Origin of the sequence: Nostoc sp. 'Peltigera membranacea cyanobiont' 210A, assembly GCF_002246015.1 — a bacterium.
GTDB lineage: Bacteria > Cyanobacteriota > Cyanobacteriia > Cyanobacteriales > Nostocaceae > Nostoc.
Window position 1 is genome coordinate 104,371 of sequence record NZ_NOLJ01000015.1, and the last position, 12,960, is coordinate 117,330.

The window sequence follows — 12,960 nt, forward strand, 5'->3', positions numbered from 1 at the left end:
ATTTAAATTTATTAATCTAGTTGTATTTTTTTAGCGCCCACCTACTTATTGCGCCTTTAAGCTTGTATATCAAATTTATAAATTTTATCAAAGTAGATTTTATAAATCAAAAATATCCTTCATACTTTAAAACAGTAATCCTACGTAAAATTTAAGGAAGGGATGCCAATGACATCTCTATTACAGCGACTAAGTGCAGAACGAAATCGCAAATTCGTGGGACGTGGGCGGGAACTGGAGCTATTTCTTGATGCGATCGCATCAAGAGAATTACCTTTTCACATTTTGCACGTCTTTGGCCCTGGTGGTGTGGGCAAGACAACCCTCATGCAGCAGTTTTTGCGGTTTTGTGAACGGTCAAAAATATCAACTATCTACGTAGAAGGACGTAATATAGAAGCTGCGCCCGAATCTTTTGTTAGCACATTGCATTCGTTGATGGGATTGAATGAATCAGATTCTCCTTTGCATCTGCTAGCCCAAAGAGAAGAACGGAATGTAATTTTAATTGATACCTATGAAGCTATTATCCAGCTAGATGAATGGTTGCGAGAAGTATTCTTACCCCATTTGTCTGTTAATACCTTAATTGTGATTGCTGGACGCAATCCCCCCTCATCTGGTTGGTATAGCGATCCAGGTTGGCAAGCTTTGATGCACACCTTGCCTTTACGCAACCTGACCCCAGAAGAAAGTCAAACTTATCTCACCACACAAGATATTCCCACCACACAACACCAGGCGATTCTAAATTTTACCCACGGACATCCTCTAGCATTATCTTTGGTTGCTGAAATGTTTGCTCAGGGAAAAGAAATCTCTTTTCAAGCAGAATCTGCTCCCAATATTGTTAAAACACTGTTGTCAAGATTCATAAAAGAAGTACCAACACCCCTACACCGTATCGCTTTAGAAGCTTGTGCGGTGATCCGACTGACTACCGAAGCCGCACTAAATCAAATATTGGCTGTGCCTCAAAATACTTTGGCTGGTGAAGCTCATTCTTTAGGGGAAATACTTGATGTTCACGATTTATTTGAGTGGTTGCGCGGACTGTCGTTTATCGAATCAGGGCAATTGGGTTTATTTCCCCACGATTTAGCACGCGAAGTTTTAATTGCTGACTTGCGTTGGCGTAATTCGGAATTCTACACTGAATTACACCACCGAGCGCGTCAATATTATACTAAACGACTAGAACAAACTCAAGGGCAAGAAAAGCATCGAGTGCTACTTGATTATATTTTTTTGCATCGGGATAACTCGGCGATTCGATCCTGTTTCACCTGGGGTGAGCAAAGTAGTTTATTGACAGACTCACTACGGGAAAGTGACAAAACCGCACTGCTGCGGATGGTGGCAGAATACGAAGGCGAAGAATCAGCAAAAATAGCAGATCACTGGTTGAAGCGCCAACCGCAGAATGTAGTAGTATTTCGTGACTTGCACTCCGAACCTGCGGGATTTGCCATGATGGTGGCATTGCATACAGCGACTATTGAAGATTTGAGTGCAGATCCAGGCGCTCTTGCATCTTGGCAATATCTCCAAACCCATGCACCATTACGCCCTAGCGAAGGCGCAACTATTTTCCGCTTCTGGATGGCGCGGGACACCTATCAAGCTGTTTCCCCCACCCAAAGTCTAATTTTCATTAATTTTGTCCAGTATTTTCAGAAAACAGCGGGGTTAGCATACACCTTTCTACCTTGTGCCCAAGCAGATAATTGGACAGCAATGTTGAACTACTTCGACTTAACACGACTTTCTGAAACTGATTTTACAGTTGGGGGAAGACACTATGGTGTTTATGGGCATGACTGGCGAATTGTGTCGCCTGCCGCATGGAAGGAAATTTTGGCACGAAAAGAGGTTACAACTGACGGAGAATCTGTAGACAATACTCCAATCGGTGAACCTCTGTTAGTTCTTAGTCAGCCAGAATTTGTGGAGGCAGTGCAGAATGCGTTACGTAACTTTAGTTGTCCCGATGCATTACAGAATAATCCCTTAGTGCGATCGCGAAGCGTGTACGAAGTACTCTCGCGCAGCGTGGAAGAACAAATTTTCACAAAAACAAGTATGAGCGGGAGTCCAAAAGACATGCAACTCTCCGAGCAGCCGGATTATGGGCATCTACGCGAACGAATTAACGTTTTACAAAATCTGGTGAAACAAGCAGTTGAATCCTTACAATCATCCCCGCGTGATGAAAAACTCTACCGCGCTGTTTATCGAACTTATTTAAATCCCGCCCCCACGCAAGAACAAGCAGCTGAGTTACTAGATTTGCCTTTCAGTACCTATCGCCGCCATCTCAAAGCTGGGATGACGAGAGTTACAGATATTTTATGGCAAAGAGAAATTAGCTAATCAGCGAAAACTATGAGTGCGGAGTGCGAAATGATTTCGTCAGGGAGAATTTCAAAGACTCAAATTCAGCCAAAAAAGTTTTTCAGCCTGTGACAAGCTAATTTCAAAGTAGCCTATTATGCACAAAGCAGTTATTAAAGAAATGAAGATAAATCGTTTCATATTTTCCTCAAAATCAGATTTTCTGACAGACTCATCATATACAACTAGCAATTAATTAGATAGATTACGACTATCCTTAGTTATTGCTACTTTTGGGAGTTTATATTCAGCCCATAACGGGTGATTGCCCGTTAAGTTAATACCAATTATTCATTAAGATGCACTTAATATTTATTCCAAGAACCGCAAAGTACGCAAATAAATTAGTTATTAAATGCAAGTTTACAGAGAATTGGTATAAGTAATGAATCTGGGTGATTCATTTGGAGTTTAGTTGACAGATGTTAGCTTTTTTAGTTTGCGCTTTAGTATTAAGGTGCTACCAAGAATCCCAAAGACTATGGTGCTGGCGATTGAAGAAGGTTCGGGGACAAGTGTAATATTGCCAGGGCCTGTAATGGTATTGGTAAAAGTACCAAAACTGTTATTGCTATTGTCAAATCCAGTAGTGACTAAGAAATATTGATTATTGGCAGTTAAGCTTAAGCCACTAAAACCAGATGTGCCTTCATCTGGGAAAGGATCATTTCCACTGAGTAAATCAACTAATGGGGTAGTTGGGTTGAAGCTGTTTTGGTACAAGAACTGGATGCCCAGGAAGTTTTGAGAACCTACAACATCATACAAGCCAGTAGTATCAACTAAGAAAGGCTGGCTGTAATAAGGAACGGCGATGCCATTACTAGAAAGAAATGTGGGTGGGTTTGTACCACCTTCAAACCCTTCCGTTTGAGGACGGTTAAAAGTTGGTGCGTTTGTTGTGTCACCAGAATATGAAATGGTGGATGCCTCAGATGGCAAAATAACACTTACAGATAGACCGATTGCAGCAGAGGCAATAGGGATTAAGCGTCTTAGCGATTTTTGCCAAAAATTAAATGAACGCTTACTTAAGCTCTTAAGCTTGGCTGTTTGTGAAAACTTGCTAGAGCGATGAGATAGATTGTTTTCTGAGACGATGGATTCTTTAATTGCTTGTGACATATAGTTGTTCAGGGTTGTTTTTACAAAACTGAGTGCTTTGTATGATTGCACTTTCATCTAGTTCCAGGGATGAGCGAGCAAAGCCTGTGAAGTAATACCTAAGCCAATTAGGGTGATACATAAGGCACTTGCTACGGGTAACATCTTGATCCTGGGGATCTGGAGTGGCAAATGCTCAAACCGATTTTTGGCGTAGACTAGCATTAAGCCGATTCCAGTTAGTACTGCTGCTAGACCTAAGCTAAAGGCAGATACTAGCGCTAATCCAAAGCCAACTCGTCCCATTGCGATCGCACTCAGCAACACTACTAAGGCTGAAGGACAAGGTAACAAGCCGCCCGATATTCCCAGCGCTAATAGGCTAGACCACTTCATGGAAGTTAGATCACCGTCAGGCAAATGTGAATGCTCATGATGTACATGGTTGTGATGATGATGCAAGCCGTGGCTGTGTTGATGACTGTGTACATGGTCATGTGAATGAGATACCTGAGTCTTTTGCAATCGACTGATAAACAAATTCAGACCAATTACAGTTACCAGCACACCAGAGACTACACTTAACCAAGGGTACAATTGCTCTGTCAAGATAAACTGGGATGTGCCAAGAGTGACCAGACCGAGAGCAAATATACCAGCAGTATGGGTAATCGTCATAATCAGCCCCAGGAATAGGGCGTGTTGGGCATTACTGCGGGAACCCACCAAATAAGCACCAACTATCGTTTTTCCATGACCAGGGGACAGGGCGTGTAAACCACCCCATAAAAAGGCGATCGCTAGAGCTATTACAATAGTCAGGAAGTTATGATTTTCCTGGGTAATTAGACTAGTAAAGACATCGTTACTTCTTCCTGTCAAAGCATTATCTAAACGGCTGAATGATTTAACAGACGGTGGAGACGCTTGTTCACTCGATGTCAGAGACGGATTGAGTTTAAAGTCAATCCGACGCTGGTCGAGAGGACTGCTGAGTAACTCAGTGGGGTAATCTCTCAAGCGGTTGGTGATACTCAAAGAAGTAAAATCACCTTGAATGGGAACACCATTTGTAGCGACAGTAATTTCACGCCAACCTAAGCGCTGTGGATAAAATTGATCTTCAAACTCGATTAATTGATTCGCGCCTACTAACTCTCTTGTCCCCTGAAAGTTACAACTCAGCCGCAGTGTAGATAATCCTCCGACACCTGGAGGAAATTCGACTGTTGATTTGATCAAAGAAAGTGCTAAAGGCTGTTTATTGATCAACAGTTCTAGGTGTGAGTTGACTTCTTGGCATTTTTGGTTAGGGTATTGAACCGTCTCTATAGGTTCAGCTTTGCGATCGCGATTGGTATCTAAGTGATTAATCTCCTGAAAAGCCGGAATCTCTGCCATGTCTAGAACATAATCAATTCCCACACCATCTGGTGCTACTTGCACTCCTGCGTAGTGATTGATGGTGAAATTGCCTAAAGGATGAGCATCTGCCCTCGGCATCCAAAATAAACATATTGCGATGATTGCAGTACTCCAAGTCAAGTAATGTAGCAGCTTTTTCATAAAGAACTCCCTATAGCGTTAGCAGTGGGAAAAGAGACAGAGGGTACTAAGTTAGCCAAGACTTGACGAGCTTCATCAGCATACTTGTGATGAAATTGAGGATTGAGGTTAACAGCTTGAGTTAATCGCTTTATTGCTTCCTCACGATTACCTAAGTGAAGTGCAATCATGCCAGCATGAAATTGCAGCAAAGCATCCTCGGTTCCGAAGCGAGTTGCCCGTTGTGCTGCCCTTTGCGCTTCTTGCCATTCCCCATTAGCCGCAGCTGCCCAAGCCAAAGTATCCTCTGCATATACATCGTCTCGCACTGCTACTTCACTACGGGCAATCTCTAGCGCCTCTGTTAAATGAATTCCATGTTCGGTGTAGTAAACTGCCAAAGCGCGATCGTAGATTCCTTTAACCTTGCTCAGGTAAGCTACTACTGCGATTAAATCTTCAGTTTCAGCTGCGCCTTTTTGATCTCCCAGAGCTAGTAGAGCATCAGCCTTATACCCCAGCGTTTCTACCAACGGCATCAGTTCTATACCCTGGTTTGCGATATTTAGAACATCCTGCCAGCGATGCTGTGCCGCATAGAGGCGGGCCAGCCCTGTAAACGCAGCTAGATGCCGTGGGAAGAGGTCAAAGCTCTCCCGATATCGCTGCTCAGACAGGGCAAAATCTCCGGCTGCAAAAGCCAGATCCCCAGTCCGCACATGAAACCAAGCACGGGTTTCTGCGCTCGTCGTGTAGAAAGAGTCCATCTCCTGCATAGCCTCATCTAGCAGTTGCCGTGCCGAGGCTAGATTGCCAGTTAACTCTAAGTAACGGGCGACAACCGCGTTATGACCAGAGTTTGATTCTTCCTCAGCAAGGTTCTGCAATAGATGATGAGTTGCTTCATAGTCGCCCAACTCCATCTGAATCGATGCCCTCAGCGAGACAATATTGGGATTATCAACAGATGAATTATTTAACACATCTAAAGCTTCTCGAAATTGGTGTTGAGATAGTAAAGCTGATGCTAAGAGCATGGAAGAAACCTCATTATGGCGCGGCTGTAGTGCCAGGGATCTACGTGCCGCTTGTTCTGCTCGTAACACATCGTCTATATCTCCAATTTCTCGAAAGCGTCTCAAGTATTGATCGGCTAACAGACGTAAAAATATTGAGGAATCGGGAGATTGAGCAACTTTCTGCTCATAGACGCTGATAATGTGCGATCGCTGTAAATAATCGGGGAATACTAAATCTGACTGCTGAACTGGTAATATCTGCCTAGAATTAACAGTCAGCAGTTGCACGGTAGAGGAATATGTGTCTACTAATCCATTGGTGTAGTCTAAACTTAGCGCTTGTGTATCACAGGGTCTTAGTAAAACCAGTAGGCTAGTCAGCACTAACACCCATAGTATTCGTAGATGCATAAACCTTACAAAGGATTACCTAAATAAGGGAACTCAGAAAGAAAGTTAGCATTATTAGGCGCAACATTATCGCTAGTCAGCCCCGGAATTTGGCCTGTAGAAATGCCTGTAACTGCATCACCAAAGACAACAGATGCTGTTACATCGATTACGTCATCTTTTGGTCTTCTACCACCAAAATTGTTGCCTAACTGAGTACCAAAATAACTACCGCTAGGTTTAGAAAGGTCAGCTTGGATCACATCAGGAATTGCTACTGAGATAACTGCATCAGCAATCCCTTTAGGTCTGCCGATCGCTTTCACAAAGGCTTGAATGAATTGGGATTGATTGCTAGCGTCTTTTGTTGGTGTCTGAAGATTACTATTATTATGAGCTTTAAAGTCCATAAAAAGTTCATTCAGGGCTGGAACTGCTAACCGCTCAATCTGAGCAAAATGCCCATTTCTGAGTCTAGGAGTTTTAACACTAGTTGTCATCCAAGCACCAATCTTACCTTTACCAAGCAGTTTCCTGGGTAGCTCGACAATAATTGAGTGGACATTGAATGGGGCTAGGGTGTCTTTTGCTTGTCCAGGTGATCTAAAGGTAAGAACTGTGAAGGGAGGGCTAGGATTAGGCTGAAGGCTATAGTTCCGATCCGGGATGATTTTAAAGAACTGTTCCAAATCGAAAAAGAACGGGTCTTTGCGTGTGCCAACAAAGAACTTCATGCCGTTATATGCGGCGAATGTTTGGTTGAGTTGCCCTGTCCAAGTTACTGGCAGCAAAGCTGACTCTGTTCCTACTGTGGTTGGACGACATGGGCCGCGGACTGTGACAGTTTGGTGTGAGCCTTTACCATTTATATTGAATTGGAGTACGACATCTTCAATACTGTCGCCAGTGTTATCAATCTTGAACTGATAAAGAACGTTTGGATCGAATGGTCTTTTTTCACCAGAAACGATCAGAGGGTCGAAGTCCATCACCAAGACAACATTTTTGGAGTTTGTCGGACTCTCAAACACATACAAATCTGTGAGATCCGCAGCAGTCAGCTTAGTAGCTAGAAAAGTTGTGTCTTGGTGGTCTGAAGCCAAAGCTTTAGGGGTTGCATAGGTTAGGACTATGAGCAAAATAGCGACAAATGCCACTAGGGGACGAAAAAAATGAGTCGCTTTAGTCCAATATAGCGATCGCTTGATGGAAAGAAATACCATATTTTGGACTGCTTTATCTATGAGTAACCTGCCTTCAGTTGCTATAAAAGACGTAATACTCCGAGCATTTATTCTCATAGTTGCCCTTCTTGAGGTGTTTAGCCTCTACTGATTGGTGTGGAAATAGCAAGTTGATTTGGATTTCAAAAAAGACTGCGGATATTACCGAAGCGCTTCACAGCTTATTTGCTCTTACTACTCACTTTCCAGACCAAAACTTGCTCATTTCTTGCTCACCCTTGTCTATATTGATTTTCTGCTAAGGAATAAAAATTCCATTCTGACTTTTTGATTACTTATGCTGATTTCCATCAATAAAGCCCTCATAAAATCTCTGAGGGCATTGATTAATATCTATGTTACTTATCAAGTGCGGAAATGTCTTTTACCCTGCCTGTGCTTGACAATTTCTTTAGACTTGCGTTTTTCAATAGGCGTTTTAAAGTGACAATACTTTCTGGTATCTGGAAAAATCCCAGCCGAAGAACGTGGAGTAATTAGGTTTTTAAGGTTTCAACCACCTTATCCACAAGTTTTATTGGATCAATTGGCTTGGTAATAAAAAGTTTAAACCCTGCTTTTAAAAGCTAGTGTTCATTGGCAATTTCGATTGTTGCCACAAACCCAAATGCTTATTTTTAGCATTAGCTTCTGCAATTAAAAATTTGGTTTTGCTCTCATAGCAATTTTGTAAAGATTCTTGGTCAACGACGGCATTACCTGACTCTACCAAAAGTAGATTTACTGACCGATTATCTACAAACACTTCACCCGCTGGACGACCATTTTTAAGTTGTTCTGTGCTTCTAATCACGACAGGAGTTTGAGGTGGTAATAGCTGTTTTAGCCTTTGTGTTGCTGCTAAACCATAGCGCTTGTCAGTTACCTCTGGTGCATTAATACACGCTAACTTGACTATAGTTGTTTGTCCTGCATTATCTTTAACCAAAATTGTGTTCCCATCTGTAACACCAACTACTGTACCTAGCACCAACATTAGTTGAAGTAATTCCATCATATATGTAATATTTTATGCACACATAGAATTTTATTTCAGTGCTGAGGTTGCTAGTGTGATTTAGCTCACAAGTTGCAAATCAAAATAAAAGTAATAAATATTATCATTGCAAAACCTGACATTTATATCAATCAAAACTTTATTTAATAACTACAGGTAATTGAACACTCACAGTAGTTCCTGTCAAGAGGTCAGAAGAGATTAACAGTTCCCCATTATGAGCATTGACGATGCGTTTACTAATAGCAAGTCCTAGCCCAGTGCCACAAGGTTTTGTAGAGAAGAATGGCTGAAAAAGTTTGGTGATAACTTCCGATGGAATTGGCTCACCGCCATTATGGACATTAATGCAAACTTTATCTGTATGGGAACAATCTACTTTCAATTTAACAATATGTTCTGCTGCAACTGCTTCGCAAGCATTGCGAACAATGTTGATAAATACTTGTTTAAGTTTGTCCTTATCTCCCAAGATTTTTACCGTAGGCGATGCCGGAATAAATTCAATTTGTCGTTCTAGAGCTTCTGGCATTTCACTAATGCATACAAGCAACTCATGAATAAATTCATTCACGTCCAATTCATAAAGTTGCAACACTTGAGGCTTGGCATAGAGCAAAATTTCACTTAATAGACGTTCTAAACGACTAGCTTCGCCCAGTGCCAACGCTAATCGTTCTTGAGCAGATTCAGTTAAAATGGTTTTTCGGAAATATTTCAATCCCATAATCATTGTAGTCAGGGGATTACGAATTTCATGCACAATAATAGCGGCAAATTCACCAATTGCTGCTAGTCTTTCCTGCTCTAAAAGCTTGGCTTGGGCTGCTTCTAATTCTGCGGTGCGCTTTTCTACTTCAGCTTCTAGAATATGATTAAATTTGCACTGTTGTTGATAGAGATGATAGTTGTCAATTGCTGTTGCAGCTCGTTCAGCAAATAATTCCACAATTTGGATGTCTTCTTTTGTAAAATCACGTGCTAGATGGTTAAAAGAACAGATAGTACCAATCACTTCACTTTCAGCAGTCCGCAATGGTATCCCTAAATATGCACAATAACCTTCTGGAGCCTGTCCATACTCTGGGTATTTTTGAACATCTTCTACTGCTAATGATTGACCCATTTTGATAACAGTACCAGTCAGTAAACCATGTAGTGAATAAACATGTTCGCCTTCGCCCATTTCAAGGCTACTGGCTAGAACAGTTTCAAACCCCTCTTGGCAAAAGGTAACAACTGTCCAATCAACTCCAATGAGTTCGCTGACTCCGCAAGCAATGTTGTGCAAATAGCTACCCAGTTCGCCAGTTCGATAGTTCAAAGAAGATAAACGTGCTATTATTTGCCGTTCACGATGCCAAGTTTGCTTGTGCAACAACATTTCGTCATCACTGGTTTTGCTCATGGATGCCTATTGCATGGGTTTTGAAGCCTGTTTCCGCAAGCTTGGTTTGGCTAGCTGCGATTCTAATCGTTTAGATGCAAGCAAGATGTGAGTTGATAGAAAGATTCTACTAGAGACATCTGCTATTTGTATACAACAAAATTATGAAATTTTACTTGACTAAATTTAAATTTATACAAGAATTAAATAGGTAAAAATAAGCGGTATCATTGTAAGCAAAGTTAAATAATTCTAGAAAATTATGCTTGGTTGATTTCAGTCTGTTAGTTTACGATAATAAAATCGTATTTATTTATACCTAAATGCTTGCAGACTGAAAGTTTAGATTTTGCTGAGAAATCCATAAGAACTTTCTAAACAAAATATCAGCTTTTTGGAGATTAATCCTTAGAGGATGTTTGAAAAGTCATGATTGATGTGTAAAATTTTTTTACCCCACCCTAACCCTCCCCTTATAAAGGGGAGGGAACTGGATTTTATTGTTTCCCTTTATAAGGGCAGGGCTGATTCATTCCATTTCAAACAGGATTTGTCAAGATGGTTAGCAAGAAAATTGTAAGTAAGCGTGACGAAGAGATGAACATTTAAGCACTGAAATATCAGTAAAATAGTTGGTTTAATCGGCACGCTAGTAACAAAATAACTAATTTTTAATCGCTAGAACCCTTGATTTTTCAAGCTCTTTGGGGAATGAATCAGCCCTGCTTATAAGGGGGGTAATAATTCGATTAAAATCACAACATACTATTTTTCAAACAACCTCTTAGATATCCATAAGTTTTAGACTCATTATGTAAGCAATAATTAGTTTAAAGCTCAATTAAAAACCTATATTGTTGATTATGAAAATCAAAAACTTATCAATACTAATTTTGTCTTCTCTTGTCATGATTAGCTGTGTTCGAGAAGTATCAAATAATGAGTCTAAAAAAGTTGCGATCGCAGTGAATACATCTGTTCCCAAATCTTCAACTCCGGCAAAGTCTTTAACCCCTTCGGTACAATCTCAGAAGTCAGGTACTTTTGTTTCTGGAGAACAGACAACTCAAGGAACAGTCAGTATTACTACCAAAGACAGTAAATCATTTTTAGAGCTTGGACAATCGTTTAAAACCTCGGAATCAGGCCCGGATTTAGTCGTAATTTTGCATCGTTCAGATAATGTAATTGCTTCAACTAAACCACCGGCTTATTCTTTAAAAAATGGAGATTATATCATTCTTGCTCCCTTAAAAAAATATAGCGGCGCTCAAACATATTCTATTCCTAACAATATCAATTTAGCAGATTACAAATCTGCCGCTATCTGGTGTCGCAAGTTCAATGCTACTTTTGGTGCTGCTAAGTTGAGTAGTTAAAATTAACTAAACAATCACGGAGAGTAGAGATCGGGGAATCGCTATTCAGCTATAAAACTTTACACTTTCTCACATTCATAGTCACAAAGATGAAACTTTCTCTATTCAAGAGGTAGAATTAAAATTTCAGCTTGACGATCAGATTATCTGAGCAATTCCTAGAACCTTTCTTCACTCTTCTAAAGGTCAACTCCACGGATTTACAAATTATCATTGTATTTGAAGAGTTTTAACTTCTAAATCCTAACTTTGTTTGTATGCCAGAACAACAGCAGTGGACTATAACAGCAACTGAACAACCACCAGAGTGGTTTATCCAAGCAGTGAAACAGTATACACCTGCATCAAATGGACTCTATGCAGCGCAGTTGTTGTGGCAACGCGGTATTAAAGATCGTCAACAATTAACAGCTTTTATCAACTATAAAGTTTATCAACCAGCAAGTCCCTTTGAGTTTGGGCAAGAAATGCATCTGGCGATCGCACGGTTGCAACAAGCGTATAATACTAAAGAAAAAATCGCCATTTGGGGAGACTTCGATGCCGACGGGATTACCGCTACATCGGTACTTTGGGATGGATTGGGGCAGTTTTATGCTCAAAATACTCAGTTAGTTTACTACATTCCCAATCGCCTGAAAGAATCTCACGGACTTAATAATCAAGGAATTGATAACTTAGCAAAACAAGGTTGCAAATTAATTGTTACTTGCGATACAGGTAGCACAAATGTTGAGGAAATTATCTATGCTAAACAGTTAGGTATAGATGTAATAGTTACAGACCATCACACTTTACCAGCCGAACGCCCACCCGTCGCAGCAATTATCAATCCCCGCTATTTTCCAAAAGAACATCAGTTATTTAATCTTTCTGGGGTGGCGGTAGCTTATAAGTTGGTGGAAGCACTATATCAAAGCTTGCCCAATATTGCAAAATATCCGTTAGAGGATTTATTAGATTTAGTTGCAGTCGGATTAATTGCCGACTTAGTGCAGTTAAGTGGAGATTGCCGCTACTTAGCACAGATGGGAATTCAACGACTGCAAGAAGATTTTAAACAGCCAGCAGCAGCACGGCGGCGGCCAGGGGTAGGAAGATTATTAGAATTGTGCCAGAAAAGTGGCGATCGCCCCACAGATATTTCCTTTGGTTTGGGGCCAAGAATTAACGCCGTTAGTCGCATCCAAGGGGATGCCAGTTTCTGCGTGGAATTATTAACTAGTCGCGATGTCAAACGTTGTAACGAACTCGCCGAAGTTACAGAACTCGCCAACGCCCGCCGCAAATCTTTACAAAAAGATGTGCAAGCACAAGTGGCGCAAAAACTTACTCAACTAGATTTATCAACTACCAGCGTCATTGTCCTAGAAGATGCCCAATGGCCTGCGGGTGTATTGGGCTTAGTCGCCGGACAGATAGCACAAGAAACTGGACGCCCGACAATTTTGTTGAGTACGGAAGGAGCAGGGGAGCAGGGAGTAGGGGGCAGGGAGCAGGG

General features: G+C 41.1%; 9 protein-coding genes. 3 read left to right on the forward strand and 6 right to left on the reverse strand.

The window, feature by feature from the left end; genetic code table 11:
- Nucleotides 1–168 precede the first annotated feature (168 nt).
- Nucleotides 169–2,373, forward strand: a complete 2,205-nt coding sequence (locus tag CDG76_RS33480) for an ATP-binding protein (protein ID WP_094353142.1) — start codon at nucleotides 169–171, stop codon at nucleotides 2,371–2,373.
- Between the two features lie 432 nt (nucleotides 2,374–2,805).
- Here the strand turns inward: CDG76_RS33480 and CDG76_RS33485 are convergent, their stop codons facing one another.
- From CDG76_RS33485 to CDG76_RS33515, 6 genes are all read right to left on the reverse strand, one after another.
- Entirely contained in the window at nucleotides 2,806–3,570 is a 765-nt protein-coding gene (locus CDG76_RS33485) for a hypothetical protein (protein ID WP_223265498.1), read from the reverse strand.
- A 6-nt stretch (nucleotides 3,571–3,576) separates the two neighbouring features.
- Nucleotides 3,577–5,064, reverse strand: coding sequence for a nickel/cobalt transporter (locus CDG76_RS33490; RefSeq protein WP_094353143.1), 1,488 nt, complete (start codon nucleotides 5,062–5,064; stop codon nucleotides 3,577–3,579).
- Nucleotides 5,061–6,473 carry a tetratricopeptide repeat protein gene (locus tag CDG76_RS33495; protein WP_094353144.1) on the reverse strand — a complete coding sequence of 471 codons (1,413 nt, stop codon included), beginning with the start codon at nucleotides 6,471–6,473 and terminating at the stop codon, nucleotides 5,061–5,063. The genes CDG76_RS33490 and CDG76_RS33495 overlap by 4 nt, the downstream gene beginning before the upstream one ends.
- Before the next feature lie 5 nt (nucleotides 6,474–6,478).
- Nucleotides 6,479–7,753, reverse strand: a complete 1,275-nt coding sequence (locus tag CDG76_RS33500; RefSeq protein WP_094353145.1) for a DUF4331 domain-containing protein — start codon at nucleotides 7,751–7,753, stop codon at nucleotides 6,479–6,481.
- 502 nt (nucleotides 7,754–8,255) lie between these two features.
- Nucleotides 8,256–8,693, reverse strand: coding sequence for a thermonuclease family protein (locus CDG76_RS33510; protein WP_223265499.1), 438 nt, complete (start codon nucleotides 8,691–8,693; stop codon nucleotides 8,256–8,258).
- 139 nt (nucleotides 8,694–8,832) lie between these two features.
- Nucleotides 8,833–10,101, reverse strand: coding sequence for a GAF domain-containing sensor histidine kinase (locus CDG76_RS33515; protein WP_094353146.1), 1,269 nt, complete (start codon nucleotides 10,099–10,101; stop codon nucleotides 8,833–8,835).
- An 842-nt stretch (nucleotides 10,102–10,943) separates the two neighbouring features.
- On the opposite strand from CDG76_RS33515, the gene CDG76_RS33520 reads away from it, so the two are divergent.
- Together CDG76_RS33520 and CDG76_RS33525 are read left to right on the forward strand one after the other, a co-directional pair.
- Complete coding sequence (locus CDG76_RS33520) at nucleotides 10,944–11,459, forward strand: DM13 domain-containing protein (RefSeq protein WP_094353147.1); 516 nt, start codon at nucleotides 10,944–10,946, stop codon at nucleotides 11,457–11,459.
- 257 nt (nucleotides 11,460–11,716) lie between these two features.
- Nucleotides 11,717–12,960 (forward strand): single-stranded-DNA-specific exonuclease RecJ (locus CDG76_RS33525; RefSeq protein ID WP_190241066.1); only part of this gene is annotated, 1,244 nt, incomplete at its 3' end.